The sequence below is a fragment of the Rathayibacter sp. VKM Ac-2857 genome, from assembly GCF_013205025.1.
Taxonomy (GTDB): Bacteria; Actinomycetota; Actinomycetes; order Actinomycetales; family Microbacteriaceae; genus Rathayibacter.
In genome coordinates this window covers 29,407-47,364 of sequence record NZ_JABMLE010000002.1, presented here as the reverse complement: position 1 = coordinate 47,364, position 17,958 = coordinate 29,407, and the positions used below count along the sequence as shown (strand labels likewise).

Sequence of the window (17,958 nt, the reverse complement as noted above, 5' to 3'; positions counted from 1 at the left end):
CGCTCAGTCCGCCAGCACCGCCTGCAGCGCCTCGGCCACCGTGCGGTGCCGGAAGACGAAGCCGTCGTCGAGCAGCCGCTGCGGCACCAGCCGCTGGCTCGAGAGCAGCAGCTCGTGCCCCGCGTCGCGCAGTGCGAGCTCGATGATCTTCTCCGGCACCGGCAGCTTGAACGGCCGGTGCAGCAGCTCGGCCAGGGTGCTCATGACCTCGTTCGCCGTCGCGGCCTCGGGCCCGGCGAGGTTGACCGGGCCGGACAGCGACGAGGTCAGCAGGTGCCGGATGGCGGCGGCCTCGTCGTAGTGGCTGATCCACGGCCAGTACTGCTGTCCGCCGCCCAGCGGGCCGCTCAGTCCCAGCTTCGTCAGCGGCAGCAGCGGCTTCAGCGCACCGCCGTTCCCGAGCACGAGCCCGGTGCGCACCGTCACGACGCGCGCGGTCTCGGGAGCGAGCAGGGCGGCCTGCTCCCAGCGCTCGACGACGTCGGCGAGGAACCCCTCGCCGCGCGCGGACTCCTCGGTCAGCTCCTCGCCCGGCCGGTCGCCGTAGAAGCCGACCGCCGAGGCGTTCAGCAGGATCGACGGGGGAGTGGAGGCCATCCGCATCGCGTCGGTGATGGTCTGGGTGGCCTGCACCCGCGAGTCGAGGATCTCCCGCTTGTAGGAGGAGGTCCACGGCAGGCGGCTGATCGAGGCGCCCGAGAGGTTGATCACGGCGTCGACGCGGTCGAGCACGCTGAAGTCGAGCATGTGCGAGGCGGGCGCCCAGTGGAACTCGTCCGGGCTGGTCGGGGCGTGCCGGACCAGGCGGAAGATCTGGTGCCCGTCCCCGCGCAGCTGGCGCACGAGCTCCGAGCCGATCATCCCGCTCGCGCCCGAGATCAGCACCCGCAGGGGACCGGCGGGGGTGCTCTCCTGCTGTTCACGCGGGGCGGTCTCCGGGCTCGACGCGTCGTCGGGCAGCACGGCCGGCCGCGGTGCGGCGGTGCGGGTGGAGCGCCGGGGGGAGTCGCCGGCGGTGCCGGTCCCGTCCTGGTCCGAGTGCCGTGCGGTCGAATCGCTCATGGTGCCTCCCGAGGCCCGTCGCGGGCCGCCCGCGAAGCGGGATTCAGCCTAGGGCCTCAGGCCCGGGAGCCGGCCGTGCGGCCGAGGACCCCGGCGCGCACCAGGAGGAGGTAGAGCTCGCAGCCCAGGCAGAGGCCGAAGGCCGCGTTGAGGAAGGCGGCGAGGAAGGCGATCGCCGCGGCGAGGGGGACCGCGCCGGGCACTCCGGCGAGGTGCAGGACGACGCCCGCGGCGGTGACGAGCAGTCCGATCAGCTGGGCGAAGCGGGGCGGGCGGGCGTCCTCCCACTCCGACGGCGGCGCGAGGCGGGGCCGGATGAGGCGGCGGAAGACGACCGCCCAGGGCCCCGAGCCGACACCGCGGGCGGCCGACCAGGCGAACAGCGCCGTGAGGAGCGCGAGCAGCAGGAATCCGGGCTGGACGAGTCGGGCGGCGGAGTCCGCCGGCACCGGCGCCGCGAGGCCGAGCCCCACGGTCGCGAGCAGCAGCACGGCGGTGACGGAGGCGGCGAAGCGCGGTCCGCGCGGATCGACGGAGCCGGCGGGCGGGGTGGTGGTCATGCTGTCTCCAGTCGGTCGAGCTCGGCGAGGACGACGGCGCGGGCCGGAGCGCCGGCGATGCGGCTGCGAGCCACGCCGTCGGCGTCGAGCACCAGCAGGGTCGGGGTCTGCAGGATGCGGAAGCGGTCGGCCAGGTCGGCGCGGCGGGTCAGGTCGACGTCGAGGTGCACGACGCCGTCGCGACCGCCGGAGACGTCGGCGAGCATCCGGTGCACCGCCGGGCAGCGCGCGCAGTAGTCGGTGGAGAACTGGACGATCGTCGCTCGCCGGCCGAGGACCGCGCCGTCGATCAGCGCGGCCGGGTCGATCCGCTCGGCGGAGGCGGCGGGCCGCGCGCGGACACGCCCGGCAGCGCGCCGGCGCAGCAGCCCGAGAGCGGTCCCGAGCGCGACGAGTCCCAGCAGGGCGGCCGCGATCTGGAGAGGGTTCACGCGATCACGGTAGGCGCCGAGTGCCGTCGCGGCCCGTTCATTGCGAACTGCGTCAGGGTCTATCGTCGAAGCCGTGACCGAGCAGAGCGAACCCGACAGCCCCGTTTTCCGCTCCGATGTCGTGGTCGAGCTCGTCCGCTCCAGTGCCCACGACTCCGACGTGCTCTTCGCCGCCCGCGTCTCGACGCAGGGCGAGAAGACCCTCGCCGGCGCCCTCGACGAGGAGTCGGCCGACAGCGAGCTGCAGGGCAAGCGCGACCGCGGCCTGATCAACTACCTGATGCGCGACCGCCACGGCTCGCCCTTCGAGCACAACTCGATGACCTTCTACGTGCAGGCGCCGATCTTCGTCTTCCGCGAGTTCATGCGGCACCGCATCGCCTCCTACAACGAGGAATCGGGCCGCTACCGCGAGCTCCGCCCGGTCTTCTACGTGCCCGGCCCGCAGCGCAACCTCGTCCAGGTCGGCAAGCCCGGCGCCTACTCCTTCGAGCCCGGCACCCCCGAGCAGACCGAGCTCGTCGTCGCCGAGACCCGCCGCGCCAGCACCCAGGCCTTCGAGGCCTACCAGCGGATGCTCGGCGAGGGCGTCGCCCGCGAGGTCGCCCGCATCGTCCTGCCGCTGAACATCTACTCCTCGATGTACGTGACGCTGAACGCCCGCTCGCTGATGAACTTCCTCTCCCTGCGCACCAAGCGCGAGGATTCGACGTTCCCCTCCTTCCCGCAGCGCGAGATCGAGATGGCCGCCGAGCAGATGGAGCAGCACTTCGAGCAGCTCATGCCCCTCACCGCCGCCGCCTTCACCGCGAACGGCCGCGTCGCCCCGTAGCCCCGCATCCACGCTGGTCGCGTAGCCCCGGGGGGCTGGCGATCCCTGCTGGTCGGCTAGCCCCGAAGGGCCGGCGACTCATGCTGGTCGAGTAGCCCCGGAGGGGCGTATCGAGACCCACCGTCGTCAGCACGGAGGGTCTGCAGACCCGCGTCCGGACGCAGGTGGATCTCGATACGCCCGCTGCGCGGCCTACTCGATCAGCAAGAACGACGAGAGTTTCAACTCGCCCCTCCCTGCTGGTCGAGTACCTCGACGGGCCGGCGATCCATGCTGGTCGAGTAGCCCCGGGGGCCGGCGACTCATGCTGGTCGAGTAGCCCCGGAGGGGCGTATCGAGACCCGCCGTCGTCAGCAGGACGGCTCCGAGCTCCTCGATCAGCCGGGGAGTGCGCCGCCCGCTCCAGCCGCCGACCGCCGACCCGATACCCTGGGCTCGTGTCAACTCCGGAGAATCCTTTCGGCCAGGTCCTGGTCGCCCTGGTCACCCCGTTCACCGCCGACGGCGAGGTCGACTGGCCCGGCGTCGAGAAGCACATCGACGACTGCATCGCGAAGGGCGCGGACGGCATCGTCGTCACCGGCACCACCGGCGAGACCAGCACCCTCACCGACCCGGAGAAGATCCGGCTCGTCGAGGTCGGCAAGTCCGTCGCCGCGGGTCGCGCCAAGATCATCACCGGCGGCGGCTCGAACGAGACCGCGCACGCGATGCAGCTCGCCCGCCAGAGCGAGAAGGCCGGCGCCGACGGCAACATGATCGTCACGCCGTACTACAACAAGCCCACCCAGGCCGGCATCCTCACGCACTTCCGGATGATCGCCGACGTGACCGATCTCCCGGTCATCCTCTACGACATCCCCGGCCGCACCGGCGTGCCCATCCGCTATGAGACGATCCTCCGCGCGGCCAAGCACCCCAACATCCTCGCCGTGAAGGACGCCAAGGGCGATCTCTCCGAGGTCAGCCGCGTCCTCAACCAGACCGACCTGATGTACTTCTGCGGCGACGACGCCAACGTCCTGCCCGAGCTGGCCATCGGCGCCACCGGCCTGATCGGCGTCACCGCCAACATCGCCGCCTCGCCGTACCGCACCATCGTGGACGCCGTGAACTCCGGCGACCTCAGGGCCGCCACCCTCGCGCACCAGCAGCTCGAGCCGCTCGTGCGCGCGGTGATGACCCACGTCCCCGGCACCGTCGCGGCGAAGTACATCCTGCACGGCCTCGGCCGCATCTCCTCGCCCCGAGTGCGCCTGCCGCTGGTCGGCCCCGAGGAGTCCGAGGCCGCGCTGATCGAGGACGAGCTCGGCCTCGTCCGCGACATCCCCGGCGTCGACTTCCGCAACTTCCGGCCCGACCGCAACGCGGCCGCGGGCGGCGCGCTGCCGAAGGTCGCCGGCACCACACGCTGACGCCGCACGAGCGGCACGGACGACTCCCGACCGAGGAAGAGGAGGGCGCATGCCCAGTCCCGTGATCACTCCCGCCGCGCTCGAGGCCGGCACGCTGAGGATCGTCCCGCTCGGCGGCCTCGGCGAGATCGGCCGCAACATGACGATCTTCGAGATCGACGGCAAGATCCTCGTGGTCGACTGCGGCGTGCTCTTCCCGGAGGAGAACCAGCCGGGCGTCGACCTGATCCTCCCCGACTTCACCCCGATCAAGGACCGCCTCGACGACATCGTCGGCGTCGTGCTGACCCACGGTCACGAGGACCACATCGGCGCCGTCCCCTACCTCCTGAAGCTCAAGCGGGACATCCCGCTGATCGGCTCGACCCTGACGCTCGCGCTGGTCGAGGCGAAGCTGAAGGAGCACCGGATCAAGCCGTACACGCTGACGGTGAAGGAGGGCGACGTCGAGAACCTCGGCCCGTTCGAGCTCGAGTTCGTGGCCGTCAACCACTCCATCCCGGACGCCCTCGCCGTCGCGATCATCACGGATGCGGGCTCGGTGCTGCACACCGGCGACTTCAAGATGGACCAGCTCCCGCTCGACGGCCGCATCACCGACCTCCGCGCCTTCGCCCGCCTCGGCGAGGAGGGCATCGACCTCTTCATGGTCGACTCGACCAACGCGGATGTGCCCGGCTTCACGCCGAACGAGCGCGACATCGGCCCGGTGATCGAGAGCGTGATCGCGAAGGCGACCCGCCGGGTCATCGTGGCGAGCTTCTCCAGCCACGTGCACCGCGTGCAGCAGGTGCTCGACGCCGCGCACGCGAACGGACGCCGCGTGGCGCTGCTCGGCCGCTCGATGGTCCGCAACATGGGCATCGCCGCCACCCTGGGGTACCTCAAGGTGCCGGAGGGCGTGCTGATCGACGTCAAGAAGGCCGGCGACATCCCCGAGGACAGGATCGTCTACATGTCGACCGGCTCCCAGGGCGAGCCGATGGCGGTGCTCAGCCGGATGGCGAACCTCGATCACCAGATCCAGCCCGGCGAGGGCGACACGGTCATCCTCGCGTCGAGCCTCATCCCCGGCAACGAGAACGCCGTCTACCGCGTGATCAACGGCCTGACCAAGCTCGGCGCCACCGTCGTGCACAAGGGCAATGCGAAGGTGCACGTCTCGGGTCACGCCGCCGCCGGCGAGCTGATCTACTGCTACAACATCCTCAAGCCGCTGAACGTCCTGCCGGTGCACGGCGAGTACCGCCACCTGGTCGCGAACGCGAAGCTCGCTCAGGCGACCGGCATCAAGCCGGAGAACACGATCATCGCCGAGGACGGCACGGTCCTCGACCTCCGCGACGGCGTGGTGACCGTGGCCGGCCAGCTCGACCTCGGCTTCGTCTACGTCGACGGCTCGTCCGTCGGCGAGATCACCGACGCCGACCTCAAGGACCGCCGCATCCTCAGCGAGGAGGGCTTCATCTCGATCATCGTCGTGGTGGAGGCGGGCACCGGCCGGATCGTCGTCGGTCCCGAGATCCACGCCAAGGGCTTCGCGGAGGACGACAGCGTCTTCGACGACGTGAAGCCTCGGATCGCGAAGGCCCTCGAGGAGGCGGTGCAGAGCGGAGTGAGCGATCAGCACGCGCTCTCGCAGAGCATCCGCCGGGTGGTGGGCCGCTGGGTCAACACCACCTACCGCCGGCGCCCGATGATCGTGCCCCTCGTCATCGAGGCGTGACCCGCCGGGCGGAGCGCCCCCGACGCTCCGGTCCCGCCCCACCGCCCGCTCGCGGGCGCCCCCGTCCGCACCGCATGCCAGACCCGATCCCCCACGGAGACCGCGCATGGAGCACTCGATCCGCCCCGCCCGCCGCGAGGACGCCCCCTTCCTCGCCGACATGCTCGTCGACGCGGCGAACTGGAACTGGACGACCGCCCGCACCCGCATCGACGTCCTCGAGGAGGAGCCGACCCGGCGCTACGTCGCCGGCTGGCCCCGCCCCGGCGACCTCGGCTCCGTCGCCGAGACCGTCGACGGCGAGCGGATCGGCGCCTGCTGGTTCCGGCTCTTCAGCGCGACGACGCCGGGCCGCGGGTTCGTCGCCCCGGGAGTCCCGGAGTTGACCCTCGGGGTGCGCCCGGTCTGGCGCGCGCAGGGGATCGGCCGCGGGCTGCTCCGCGCCGCCCTGGACCAGGCGCGCGCCGCCGGCTACGCCCGGATCTCGCTCAACGTCTCGACGGACAACTTCGCTCGCCGGCTCTACCGGAGCGAGGGCTTCAGCGCGGTGGCCGATCGCGGCGACGCGGAGACGATGGTCGCGACCCTGCGCTGAGCGGAGCCGGCACCGGCCGGGCGTGAGGCGGCCGCGGGCGCAGCCCTCCCGGCGCGGGTCCGCAGCGATGACGGAGGCGGCGGGTACGGTGGCCCTATGGCGACGACTCCGAAGACGACCCCCCGCGCGAAGGCGAGTGCGCCCGCGCGCTCGAGCACTCCGCGCTCCGGCCGCGGCTCCGGGCGGGGATCGTCCGAGAAGAGCACGGTCGCGTTCAGCTCGGCCCCGCGCACCAACCCCCTCGTCACGGTCTGGATGGCGCTCGCCCACCTGGCCGGCGGCGCCGCCCGCGCACTCGGGCCCGAGCGCCTCGCCAAGGAGGAGCGCCGCGACGGCGTCCCCTTCCTGCTCCTGCTGCTCGCGGTCCTGGGCGCGGTGGTGGAGTGGTTCCTCGCGACCGATCCGGTCGCGCTCGTGCTCGACGCCTGGAGCTTCGGCGGCCTGTTCGGCCGCGTCGCCTACGTCCTGCCCGTGGTGCTGCTGCTCTTCTCGCTCTGGCTGTTCCGGCACCCGCGCTCCGTCGACGACAACGGCCGGATCGGCGTGGGCCTCGCCGTCCTGCTGATCTCCTCCGCCGGTCTCTGCCACGCGCACCTCGGCGCGCCGCAGCCGGGCTCGGGCATCGAGCAGATGGCCGCCGCCGGCGGTGTCCTCGGCTGGCTCGTCGGCGCGCCCCTCGTGGCGATCGCGACCGTGCCCGGCGCCACGGTGCTCCTCTCGCTCGTCGTCCTGCTCTCCCTCTTCATCATCACCAAGACCCCGCCGAACCGGATCGCCGCCCGCTCGCGCGAGCTCTACGGCTACCTCTTCGGCGCCCCCGTCCTCGACGACGAGGAGCGCGCGCGCCTCAAGGCCGAGAGGGCCGCGAGCAAGGCGGCCGCGAAGGCCGAGAGCGAGAAGGCCGAGGACGAGCAGGAGGAGGGCGGCGAGCTGCCCTGGTGGCGCCGCACCGACTCCGGCCGCGAGGACGAGCCGACCGTCCAGGCCGAGCTGCCGATCGACGCGCTCGGCGACGAGGACGAGGCGCCCAAGGGCCGCAAGGGCCGCGGCCGTGCGAAGGGCTTCGACACCGCGCTCGAGGAGCCGGCGTCCGCCGACCGCGACGAGCCGGCCGACCCGCCGACCCGCTCCTACGCGACCGAGGTGATCTCCGAGGCCGAGTCGGCCGAGGCCGCCCTCGCCCGCCACGATCAGACCGCGACCACGCGCATCCCGCTGGGCGTGGTCGACGACGACGCCACCGGCGTCATCGCGCTCGACGACCTCGACGTCGCCCCCGCCGTCCCGCTGCCGCCCGTGATCGAGACCGGCCCGATCGCCCCGGTCGTCGCCGACTCCACCGCCGGCTTCGACTCCTCCTTCGAGGAGGAGACCCCCTACCGCCTGCCGTCCGCCTCCGCGCTCTCCACCGGCACGCCGTCGAAGGCCCGCTCGGCTGCGAACGACGAGATGGTCCGCGCGCTGACCGAGGTGCTGCAGCAGTTCAACGTCGATGCGACGGTCACCGGCTTCTCCCGCGGTCCGACGGTCACGCGCTACGAGATCGAGCTCGGCCCGGGCGTCAAGGTCGAGCGCGTCACGGCGCTGAGCAAGAACCTCTCCTACGCGGTCGCCAGCAACGAGGTGCGGATCCTCTCGCCCATCCCGGGCAAGAGCGCGATCGGCGTCGAGATCCCCAACACCGACCGCGAGATCGTCTCGCTCGGCGACGTCCTGCGCTCCGCCGCCTCGACGACGTCGACCCACCCGATGACGATCGGCGTCGGCAAGGACGTCGAGGGCGGCTACGTGGTGGCCAATCTCGCGAAGATGCCGCACCTCCTCGTCGCCGGCTCCACCGGCTCCGGCAAGTCCAGCTTCGTGAACTCGATGATCACGAGCCTGCTGATGCGCGCCAGCCCGCAGGACGTCCGCATGGTCCTGATCGACCCCAAGCGCGTCGAGCTGACGATCTACGGCGGCGTGCCGCACCTGATCACCCCCATCATCACGAACCCCAAGAAGGCCGCCGAGGCGCTCCAGTGGGTCGTGAAGGAGATGGACATGCGCTACGACGACCTCGCGTCGTTCGGCTACCGGCACATCGACGACTTCAACGCGGCGGTGCGCAGCGGCGAGATCAAGCTGCCCGCGGGCAGCAACCGCGTCCTCCGGCCCTACCCCTACCTCCTGGTGGTCGTCGACGAGCTCGCGGACCTGATGATGGTCGCCCCGCGCGACGTCGAGGACTCGATCGTCCGCATCACCCAGCTGGCGCGCGCCTCCGGCATCCACCTCGTGCTCGCCACCCAGCGGCCGAGCGTCGACGTCGTCACCGGCCTGATCAAGGCCAACGTGCCGAGCCGCCTCGCCTTCGCCGTGACGAGCGTCACGGACTCGCGGGTCATCCTCGACCAGCCGGGCGCCGACAAGCTCATCGGCCAGGGCGACGGCCTGTTCCTGCCGATGGGCACGAACAAGCCGATGCGCGTCCAGGGCGCGTGGGTGCGCGAGGAGGAGATCGCCCGGGTCGTCGAGCACGTCACCCGCCAGGCGCAGCCCGAGTACCGCCAGGACATCACGGTGCAGGCCCAGCGGAAGGAGATCGACTCCGACATCGGCGACGACCTCGAACTGCTGATGGCCGCGGCGGAGCTCGTGGTCAGCACGCAGTTCGGCTCGACCTCGATGCTGCAGCGCAAGCTCCGCGTCGGCTTCGCAAAGGCCGGCCGCCTGATGGACCTGCTCGAGTCGCGCGAGGTCGTCGGCCCCTCCGAGGGCTCGAAGGCGCGCGACGTGCTGGTGACCGCCGAGCAGCTGCCGGGCGTGCTCTCGCGGATGCGCGGCGAGGAGCCCGGCGAGCACGCCGCGGCGCCGTCGCCGGCCGCGCCCGACGCCTACGCGGACCCGCTGGCCGAGCCCTCGGGCCCGGTCGCGACCGACTACCACGACGACGACGAGGGCTCCGGCGACGACGCCTGGGCGCTCACCGGGCGCGACTGAGCGATGATCTCGCCGAGCACGCGCGTCCCGCCGAATCGACCGACCACGAGGAACGGCGGACTCCGATGACCAGCCCCACCGCGCACGCCGACGCCGCCCCGAGCAACTGGAACCTGCCCAACGCGATCACCGTGGTGCGCATCCTGCTCGCCCCGGTGTTCTTCTGGCTGCTCCTGGCCGACAATGGCGAGGACGGCGGCGTGCGCATCGCAGCCGCGCTGCTCTTCATCGTCGCGATCGCGACCGACGGGATCGACGGTCACATCGCGCGCAGCCGCGGGCTGGTCACGGACCTCGGCAAGCTGCTCGACCCGATCGCGGACAAGGTCCTCACCGGCGCCGCGCTGGTCGGCCTCTCGATCCTCGCCGAGCTGCCCTGGTGGGTGACGATCGTCATCCTGGTCCGCGAGATCGGCATCACCGTCTTCCGGATGGCCGTCCTCTCCGACCGCGTGATCCCCGCCTCCCGCGGCGGCAAGCTGAAGACGATCGTGCAGTCCGTCGCGATCTCCCTCGCGCTCCTGCCGCTCTGGACGTTCCTCGGCGAGTGGGTGCACTGGCTGAACGGCATCACGATGACGGCCGCGGTCGTCCTCACCGTCGTGACCGGCATCGACTACCTCGCCGACGCGGCGCGCCAGAGTCGCGCGGCCCGCGGGCGCCGATGAGCGCCGAGGAGCTGCTGTCGGAGCTCCGGCGGCGCGGGCTCGCGCTGGCGGTCGCCGAGTCGCTGACCGGCGGGGCGCTGAGCTCCGCGCTGGTCGAGGTCCCCGGCGCCTCCGCCGTCTACCGCGGGGGAGTGGTCTCCTACGCGACCGACCTCAAGCACCGCCTGCTCGGCGTCGACGCGGAGCTGCTCGACCGGGAGGGACCCGTGCACCCCGTCGTGGCCGTCCGGATGGCGCGGGGCGTCGCCGAGCGGCTCGGGGAGGCCGGTGCGCGGACGCTCGGGATCGCGACGACGGGCGTCGCCGGCCCGGAGCCGCAGGGCGGGGCCGCCGTCGGCACCGTCTTCGTCGCCGCCGTCCTCGACGACGTGGAGCTGGTGCGCGAGCACCGCTTCGACGGCGGACGGCCCGAGATCCGCGCCGCGTCCGTCGCGGCGGCACTCGCTCTGGCGCAGGAGCTCGTCGCCTCGCTCCGTTGACGGCGGAAGCCCAGGAACCGGTGCGGAATCGTGGAATGCGCAGAGTTTCGGCCGGGTTACATCTGACGTCGCTCACACGCAAAGTCCAGTCATCCGGTATTAGAGTCGACTCACACGAGCCGGGTAGTGAACAGCTATCCGGCTCTCTCGTACACATCCCCTTCGAACCCGATGCTCCGGCATCTCTCGAATCGGTGCGCGAGAAGCGGTTGACGTGGAGAAGGAGGGTCCAGTGGTTCTAGTTCGTCAGGAGATCGGCGATGTCCTCAGGGACTTTCGCCTGCAGAAAGGTCGCACCCTGCGCCAGGTGGCGAGCAAGGCGAGTGTCGCTCTCGGCTACCTCAGCGAGGTCGAGCGCGGTCAGAAGGAGGCGTCGTCCGAGATCCTCGCCTCGGTGGCCGATGCGCTCGACACCCCGATCTCGGTGATCATGCGCGAGGTCGGCGACCGACTCGCGGTCATCGAGGGGATCGACACGATCCCCGACACCATCCCGGCCGACATGGTCGCCGGATTCGACGCGGACCTCGTCTCGCAGTAGCGGGCCCGTCCCTCTTCCCACCCACCGCACCGCACCTCGCGAAGGGCGCCCGAGCTCCGGCTCCGGCGCCCTTCGTCGTTCCCGCCGCCGGCCCGCTCACGCCCGCTCGGCTCCCACCCCGGCGCGGGTTGTTACCGTGGACGTATGCGCCTGAGCGAGTTCCAGCAGCTGGTCGACGACGAGTTCGGCGACGCCTACGCCCGCGTGCTCGTCTCCGACCTCGTCCTGACGGAGCTCGGCGGGCGGACGGCGCAGAAGGCGCTGCGCGACGGGGCGGAGCCCCGCGAGGTCTGGATCGCACTCTGCCGCGCGAACGACGTCCCCGAGGGCCGCTGGCACGGGGTCGACCCGGCGAAGCGCCGGCGCTGACCGCGGCGCGGGTCGTCCGCCCGCCGCGCTCCCGAAGTCGTGTTCGACACGCCGGGCGCGCCACCCTCGAATCCTTGTTCGAACGGGTCTAAGCTCCTCACCAGAAGCAGGATCGCCTCCGTCTCCACAGAAGCGGTCCGGCTCGGCACCGATGTCGGTGGTCGGGCCTACCGTCGACATCAGTCATTCGGACTGCTTCACCGCCTTGTCGCAACCGGCCGGGACCGCATTCAGGGCACTCGCCCGCGAACGGTCCCGGTACGACACGACAGCCTGTAGGCGATACCACCACGACACGAGAGCGAGACGGCCATGCCCAGTTCCTCAGACCGCGAGAAGTCCCTCGAGACCGCACTCGCCCAGATCGACCGCCAGTTCGGCAAGGGCGCCGTCATGCGCCTCGGCAGCGACGACCGCGCCCCCGTCGAGGTGATCCAGACCGGTTCGATCGCGCTCGACGTCGCGCTCGGGATCGGCGGACTCCCGCGCGGCCGCATCGTCGAGATCTACGGCCCCGAGTCCTCGGGAAAGACGACGCTCACCCTGCACGCCATCGCCAATGCCCAGCGCAACGGCGGCATCGCGGCCTTCATCGACGCGGAGCACGCGCTCGACCCCGAGTACGCGAAGAAGCTCGGCGTCGACATCGACTCGCTCCTCGTCTCGCAGCCCGACACGGGTGAGCAGGCGCTCGAGATCGCCGACATGCTCGTGCGCTCCGGCTCCATCGACCTCATCGTCATCGACTCCGTGGCGGCCCTCGTGCCCCGCGCCGAGATCGAGGGCGAGATGGGCGACTCGCACGTCGGCCTCCAGGCCCGCCTGATGTCGCAGGCCCTGCGCAAGCTGACCGGTGGGCTCAACACCACGAACACCACGATGATCTTCATCAACCAGCTCCGCGAGAAGATCGGCGTCTTCTTCGGCAGCCCCGAGACCACCGCGGGCGGCAAGGCGCTGAAGTTCTACGCCTCGGTCCGCCTCGACATCCGCCGCATCGAGACCCTGAAGGACGGCACCGACGCGGTCGGCAACCGCACCCGCGTCAAGGTCGTCAAGAACAAGATGGCGCCGCCGTTCAAGCAGGCCGAGTTCGACATCCTCTACGGCATCGGCATCTCCCGCGAGGGCAGCCTGATCGACTTCGGTGTCGAGCACGAGATCGTCCGCAAGTCGGGCGCCTGGTACACCTACGACGGCGACCAGCTCGGCCAGGGCAAGGAGAAGGCGCGCCAGTTCCTCATCGACAACCCCGACATCGCGGCCGAGATCGAGAAGCGCATCCTGATCAAGCTCGGCGTCGTGGCCGACCCGAACGCGGTGGTCGAGGCCGCTCCGGTCGCGATCGAGACGAAGCAGCCGGTCCGCGAGACCAAGCCGCCCGTCCGCAAGGGCGCGTAGCCCGTGGGGGAGAAGGCTGCGGAGGGGGCACAGGGTCGGCCCGTGGCCTTCCTTCCCTGGGTGAAGGACGACGGGGCGACCGCCGAGGCGGCCGAGCCAGCCGTGGATGCGATCGCCGAGCTGTCGGCGCATGTCGCGCGCCGGGACGCCGCGCCCTCGGCGGCTCCGGCGCGGTCAGTCGACTCCGCGGCGGTGCGCGATTCCGTCGAGGACGACGCGGCCGTGGAGGACTCCTTCGCGGAGGACCTGCCCGAGGAGCCCGACCCGGAGCAGATCGCGGACCGCATCGTCCGCGGGCTCTCGCGCAAGAGCCTCTCGGTCGCCGAGGTCGAGGCGCGCCTCTACACCGAGGGCGTCGCCGAGAAGGACGCGATCGACATCCTCGAGCGCTTCGCCCGCTTCGGCTATCTCGACGACTACAAGATGGCGGAGTCGCTGGTCCTCCAGCTGCGCGAGCGCAAGAAGCTCGGGCGCTCGTCGATCATGCAGGAGCTGCGCGCTCGCAAGCTCGACCCCGACGCGATCGCGACCGCGCTCGATGAGTTCGACGGCGACGACGAGTACCGCACGGCGATGGAGCTCGCGCGCAAGCGCCTGCCGAGCCTTCGCTCGCTGTCCGACGAGGTGGCGGAGCGCCGCCTCACCGGCTTCCTGGCACGCCGCGGCTACGCCGGCGCGCTCGTCCAGCGGGTCGTCCGCGAGACGGTGCGCAAGCCCGGCTCGAGCGTCCGCTTCCGCTGAGCCGACCCGCTGCCCGGTCGCCGAGAGGCGACCGGAGCGGCGCGTAGAATCGCACACCATGAGCACGCTCGGTCCGGTCACCTCCCCTCTCGTCGACGCGCGGCCGAGGACCTACGAGGTCCGCACCTTCGGTTGCCAGATGAACGTCCACGACTCCGAGCGGCTCAGCGGCTCGCTCGAGGCGGCCGGCTACGTCTCGGCCGACGGTGCCGAGGCCGACATCGTCGTCATCAACACCTGCGCCGTCCGCGAGAACGCGGACAACAAGCTCTACGGCAATCTCGGCCACCTCGCCTCGGTCAAGCGTCGGCACGAGGGCATGCAGATCGCCGTCGGCGGCTGCCTCGCGCAGAAGGACAAGAACGTCATCCTCGAGAAGGCGCCGTGGGTCGACGTCGTCTTCGGCACGCACAACATGGGCGCGCTGCCGAGCCTGCTCGAGCGGGCCCGGCACAACGACGAGGCGCAGCTCGAGATCCTCGAATCGCTCGACGTCTTCCCCTCCACGTTGCCGACCAAGCGCGACTCGACCTACAGCGGCTGGGTGTCGATCTCGGTCGGCTGCAACAACACCTGCACCTTCTGCATCGTCCCCGCCCTGCGCGGCAAGGAGAAGGACCGCCGTCCCGGCGACGTGCTCGCCGAGATCCAGACGCTCGTCGACGACGGCGCGATCGAGGTCACCCTCCTCGGCCAGAACGTGAACTCCTACGGCGTCGAGTTCGGCGACCGGCAGGCCTTCTCGAAGCTCCTCCGCGCCGCCGGCACGATCGAGGGCCTCGAGCGGATCCGCTTCACCAGCCCGCACCCGGCGGCCTTCACCGACGACGTCATCGACGCGATGGCCGAGACTCCGGCGGTCATGCCGCAGCTGCACATGCCGCTGCAGTCCGGCTCGGATCGCATCCTCAAGGCGATGCGGCGCTCGTACCGCTCCGAGCGGTTCCTCGGCATCCTCGACCGCGTGCGCGACCGGATCCCGCACGCCGCGATCAGCACCGACATCATCGTCGGCTTCCCCGGCGAGACCGAGGCCGACTTCCAGGAGACCCTGCGCGTGGTCGAGGCCGCCCGCTTCGCCTCCGCCTTCACCTTCCAGTACTCCATCCGGCCGGGAACGCCGGCGGCGACGCTGCCCGACCAGATCCCGAAGGCCGTCGTCCAGGAGCGCTTCGAGCGCCTGGCCGCTCTGCAGGACTCGATCAGCGAGAGCGAGAACCGCGCCGTCGTCGGCCGCCGGGTCGAGGTGCTCGTCGCGACCGGCGAGGGGCGCCGCGACAGCGAGACGCACCGCCTCAGCGGCCGCGCCGAGGACAGCCGGCTCGTGCACTTCGACGTCCCGGCCGGCTCCGAGCAGCCGCGCCCGGGCGACGTCGTCAGCGTCGAGGTCACCCGCGCCGCTCCGTTCTACCTGATCGCGGGCTCGATCGACGGTGCTCCGCTGCAGGTCCGCCGCACCCGGGCCGGCGACGCCTGGGACCGCGCGCAGACGGAGTCCTGCGGTGTCCCCGCCGCACCGGGCGCCACCGGCGCGCCGAAGGTCTCGCTCGGCCTTCCCTCGCTCCGCCTCCGCCCGCTCACGCCGGCGGCGCCCGCGACGCTGACCACTCCGATCTACGACGCCCTCGATGGCGAGCGCTGAGCGGGCGGCGCCCGCCCTCCTCACCGTCGTCGGCGCCACGGGCACCGGCAAGTCGGACTTCTCGCTCGCTCTCGCCGGCGCGATCCGCGCATCGGGCGGCGCGGCCGAGGTCGTCAACGCCGACGCCATGCAGCTCTACCGCGGCATGGACATCGGGACCGCGAAGCTCCCGCCGGAGGAGCGCCGGGGTGTACCCCACCACCTGCTCGACGTCCTCGACGTCACCGAGGACGCCTCCGTCGCCCGGTACCAGGTTGAGGCACGCACCGTGGTCGACGACGTCCTGGCGCGCGGTGCGACCCCGATCCTCGTCGGCGGCTCCGGTCTCTACGTCTCGAGCGTGATCTTCGAGTTCTCCTTCGCCGGTACCGACCCCGCCGTCCGCCGCTCCCTGGAGGAGACGGCCGAGCGCGAGGGCTCCGCGGTGCTCTTCGAGCGACTCCGGGCCGTCGACGCCGAGGTGGCCGCGCGGATCGGCCCGCACAACGTCCGCCGGATCGTGCGCGCCCTCGAGATCACCGAGCTCACCGGGTCGCCGAACAGCGCGCTGATGTCCGACACCCCCGTCCCGTGGCGGCCGAGCACGGTCCTGGCGCTGTCCGCGCCGCGCGACGTCCTCGTCGGGCGACTCGACCGCCGCGTCGAGCGGATGTGGGCGGGCGGCATGCTCGACGAGGTCGAGCGCCTCGTGCCGCTCGGCATCGAGCAGGGCGTCACCGCGAGCCGGGCCATCGGCTACGCCCAGGCGCTCGCGCAGCGCTCGGGCGAGCTGACCCAGGAGGAGGCGATCGCCTCCACCCAGGCGCTCACCCGACGCTACGCACGGCGGCAGAACAGCTGGTTCCGCCGCTATCAGGCGGCGCACTGGCTGCCCTTCGACGCTCCGGACCTACTCGAGCAGGCGCTCGGCCTCGCCCAGGTCGGCGCTCCAGCGCCTCGCTAGGCTGTCCGCCATGACGATCGAGCTGCACTTCACCAAGGGCCAGGGCACCGGCAACGACTTCGTGCTCTTCAGTGACCCGGACGGTGAGGTCGACCTCTCGCCCGCGCAGATCGCGACGATCTGCGACCGCCACTTCGGCGTCGGCGCGGACGGCATCATCCGCGCGGTCCGCTCCCGCTCCCTCGCCGACGGCGCGGCCGCCCTCGAGCAGGAGCCGGAGGCGGAGTGGTTCATGGACTACCGCAACGCCGACGGCTCGATCGCGGAGATGTGCGGCAACGGCATCCGCGTCTACGCGGCGTTCCTGCTCGCCGGCGGTCTGGCGACCCTGGAGCAGGGCGACACCCTCCCCATCGGCACGCGCGCCGGGGTCCGCGACGTCACCCGCAGCGGTGCCGGCTTCCAGGTCGACCTCGGCCGCTGGGAGCTCGCGGGGGGTGAGCCGCTCGTGCGTGCCAAGGAGCTCAAGGTGCCGCGCCCCGGCCTCGGCCTCGACCTCGGCAACCCGCACATCGTGGTGGCGCTGAGCAACGACGAGGAGCTCGACGCCGCCGATCTCAGCTACATCCCGCAGATCGAGCCCGAGCCGGCCGACGGGGCGAACGTCGAGTTCGTCGTGCCGGGCGAGCCGCTGGTGCACGACGGCATCGGCCGGATCCGGATGCGCGTGCACGAGCGCGGCAGCGGCGAGACGCTGAGCTGCGGCACGGGTGCGGCCGCGGCGGCACTGGCGGTCCGCTACTGGGCGGGTGCGCGCGCACCGCAGTCCTGGCGCGTCGAGGTCCCGGGTGGCACGCTCGGCGTGACAATGTTCCCCACCGAGGAGGGCGAGCACGTCGGCCTCTCCGGCCCGGCCGACCTCGTCTACACCGGCACGATCCGGATCGACTAGGCCGGGCTCGCCGGCGCTCCGGCGGTCAGACCGTCCGCGTGGTGCGGATCACCCGGAAGCCCTTGGCCGAGGAGATCCGGTCGACCTCGAGCCGGCCCTCGAACGTCTCGGTCAGCCAGGTCAGCAGCGAGTCGGCACCGAGGTTGCGCTGCACGACGAGCCACGCCTCCGCGTCCGGCTCGAGCCGGGGGAGCCAGCGCTCGAGCAGCGCATGCAGCTCGGCCTTGCCGACCCGGATCGGCGGGTTCGACCAGACCGCCGCGAAGCGGACGTCGTCGGGAACATCCTCGGGCAGCACCGCGTTGACATTGGAGACACCGAGTTCTGCGCAGTTGCGGCGGACGAGCTCGAGCGCCCGCTGGTTGACGTCGACCGCCCAGACCCGGGCGTCGGGGGAGCCGAGCGCCAGGGCGAGCGAGATCGGACCCCAGCCGCAGCCGAGATCCAGGAGGTCCCCGCTCGCGGGGGCGTCGGGGACCGCGTCCAGCAGGACCCGGGTGCCGAGATCGACGTGGCCGGGGCTGAACACCCCGCCGGCGGTCGTGACCTCGAGGTCGCGGCCGGCGATCCGCGCGCTGATCCTGCGGGGTCGGAGGTCGCCGTCCGGAGTGCTGGTGAAGTAGTGCTCGGCGGCCATGAGAAGTGAACTTATCAACAGCTGAGGAGTTAGTGTTATCCG

Annotated in this window: 18 protein-coding genes; 14 read left to right on the top strand and 4 right to left on the bottom strand. The window is 71.8% G+C overall.

What is annotated here, in order from left to right; translation table 11 throughout:
• Positions 1 to 3: 3 nt before the first annotated feature.
• Genes HQQ86_RS07745 through HQQ86_RS07735 form a run of 3 tightly spaced genes read right to left on the bottom strand, consistent with a single transcriptional unit; the run spans position 4 to position 2,053 of the window.
• Positions 4 to 1,062: a TIGR01777 family oxidoreductase gene (locus HQQ86_RS07745; RefSeq protein ID WP_173287596.1), complete on the bottom strand. Its 1,059-nt coding sequence runs from the start codon at positions 1,060 to 1,062 to the stop codon at positions 4 to 6.
• Positions 1,063 to 1,118: 56 nt separating this feature from the next.
• Positions 1,119 to 1,622: a DUF4395 domain-containing protein gene (locus HQQ86_RS07740; protein ID WP_173287595.1), complete on the bottom strand. Its 504-nt coding sequence runs from the start codon at positions 1,620 to 1,622 to the stop codon at positions 1,119 to 1,121.
• On the bottom strand, positions 1,619 to 2,053 hold the full coding sequence (locus HQQ86_RS07735; protein ID WP_173287594.1) for a thioredoxin family protein: 435 nt from the start codon (positions 2,051 to 2,053) through the stop codon (positions 1,619 to 1,621). Before HQQ86_RS07735 ends, HQQ86_RS07740 begins: the two co-directional genes overlap by 4 nt.
• Positions 2,054 to 2,126: 73 nt before the next feature.
• Between HQQ86_RS07735 and thyX the strand changes: the two genes are divergently transcribed.
• The 14 genes from thyX (at position 2,127) to dapF (ending at position 17,279) form a co-directional block, all read left to right on the top strand.
• On the top strand, positions 2,127 to 2,885 hold the full coding sequence (gene thyX / locus HQQ86_RS07730) for an FAD-dependent thymidylate synthase (protein ID WP_123733946.1): 759 nt from the start codon (positions 2,127 to 2,129) through the stop codon (positions 2,883 to 2,885).
• 437 nt (positions 2,886 to 3,322) lie between these two features.
• Positions 3,323 to 4,300: a 4-hydroxy-tetrahydrodipicolinate synthase gene (dapA, locus tag HQQ86_RS07725; RefSeq protein WP_173287593.1), complete on the top strand. Its 978-nt coding sequence runs from the start codon at positions 3,323 to 3,325 to the stop codon at positions 4,298 to 4,300.
• A gap of 49 nt (positions 4,301 to 4,349) precedes the next feature.
• Positions 4,350 to 6,026: a ribonuclease J gene (locus HQQ86_RS07720; RefSeq protein WP_173287592.1), complete on the top strand. Its 1,677-nt coding sequence runs from the start codon at positions 4,350 to 4,352 to the stop codon at positions 6,024 to 6,026.
• 106 nt (positions 6,027 to 6,132) lie between these two features.
• Positions 6,133 to 6,621 carry a GNAT family N-acetyltransferase gene (locus tag HQQ86_RS07715; RefSeq protein ID WP_173287591.1) on the top strand — a complete coding sequence of 163 codons (489 nt, stop codon included), beginning with the start codon at positions 6,133 to 6,135 and terminating at the stop codon, positions 6,619 to 6,621.
• Between the two features lie 96 nt (positions 6,622 to 6,717).
• Positions 6,718 to 9,603: a DNA translocase FtsK gene (locus HQQ86_RS07710; protein ID WP_173287590.1), complete on the top strand. Its 2,886-nt coding sequence runs from the start codon at positions 6,718 to 6,720 to the stop codon at positions 9,601 to 9,603.
• 65 nt (positions 9,604 to 9,668) lie between these two features.
• Positions 9,669 to 10,271 (top strand): CDP-diacylglycerol--glycerol-3-phosphate 3-phosphatidyltransferase, encoded by a 603-nt coding sequence (pgsA, locus tag HQQ86_RS07705; protein WP_123737189.1) that lies wholly within the window; start codon positions 9,669 to 9,671, stop codon positions 10,269 to 10,271.
• On the top strand, positions 10,268 to 10,750 hold the full coding sequence (locus HQQ86_RS07700) for a CinA family protein (RefSeq protein ID WP_173287589.1): 483 nt from the start codon (positions 10,268 to 10,270) through the stop codon (positions 10,748 to 10,750). Before pgsA ends, HQQ86_RS07700 begins: the two co-directional genes overlap by 4 nt.
• Positions 10,751 to 10,982: 232 nt before the next feature.
• On the top strand, positions 10,983 to 11,291 hold the full coding sequence (locus HQQ86_RS07695) for a helix-turn-helix domain-containing protein (RefSeq protein WP_123704950.1): 309 nt from the start codon (positions 10,983 to 10,985) through the stop codon (positions 11,289 to 11,291).
• Between the two features lie 144 nt (positions 11,292 to 11,435).
• Positions 11,436 to 11,660 (top strand): DUF3046 domain-containing protein, encoded by a 225-nt coding sequence (locus tag HQQ86_RS07690; protein ID WP_173287588.1) that lies wholly within the window; start codon positions 11,436 to 11,438, stop codon positions 11,658 to 11,660.
• A gap of 312 nt (positions 11,661 to 11,972) precedes the next feature.
• The gene (gene recA, locus HQQ86_RS07685; RefSeq protein ID WP_173287587.1) at positions 11,973 to 13,061 is read left to right on the top strand and encodes a recombinase RecA; all 1,089 of its coding nucleotides are present in this window, start codon (positions 11,973 to 11,975) and stop codon (positions 13,059 to 13,061) included.
• Positions 13,062 to 13,103: 42 nt separating this feature from the next.
• Positions 13,104 to 13,802, top strand: coding sequence for a regulatory protein RecX (locus HQQ86_RS07680; protein WP_173287586.1), 699 nt, complete (start codon positions 13,104 to 13,106; stop codon positions 13,800 to 13,802).
• Between the two features lie 58 nt (positions 13,803 to 13,860).
• Positions 13,861 to 15,444: a tRNA (N6-isopentenyl adenosine(37)-C2)-methylthiotransferase MiaB gene (gene miaB, locus HQQ86_RS07675; protein ID WP_173287585.1), complete on the top strand. Its 1,584-nt coding sequence runs from the start codon at positions 13,861 to 13,863 to the stop codon at positions 15,442 to 15,444.
• Positions 15,431 to 16,387 carry a tRNA (adenosine(37)-N6)-dimethylallyltransferase MiaA gene (gene miaA, locus HQQ86_RS07670; RefSeq protein WP_173287584.1) on the top strand — a complete coding sequence of 319 codons (957 nt, stop codon included), beginning with the start codon at positions 15,431 to 15,433 and terminating at the stop codon, positions 16,385 to 16,387. Before miaB ends, miaA begins: the two co-directional genes overlap by 14 nt.
• Before the next feature lie 10 nt (positions 16,388 to 16,397).
• Positions 16,398 to 17,279: a diaminopimelate epimerase gene (gene dapF, locus HQQ86_RS07665; RefSeq protein WP_173287583.1), complete on the top strand. Its 882-nt coding sequence runs from the start codon at positions 16,398 to 16,400 to the stop codon at positions 17,277 to 17,279.
• A 25-nt stretch (positions 17,280 to 17,304) separates the two neighbouring features.
• Here the strand turns inward: dapF and HQQ86_RS07660 are convergent, their stop codons facing one another.
• Positions 17,305 to 17,916, bottom strand: a complete 612-nt coding sequence (locus tag HQQ86_RS07660; RefSeq protein WP_173287582.1) for a class I SAM-dependent methyltransferase — start codon at positions 17,914 to 17,916, stop codon at positions 17,305 to 17,307.
• Between the last annotated feature and the right edge of the window lie 42 nt (positions 17,917 to 17,958).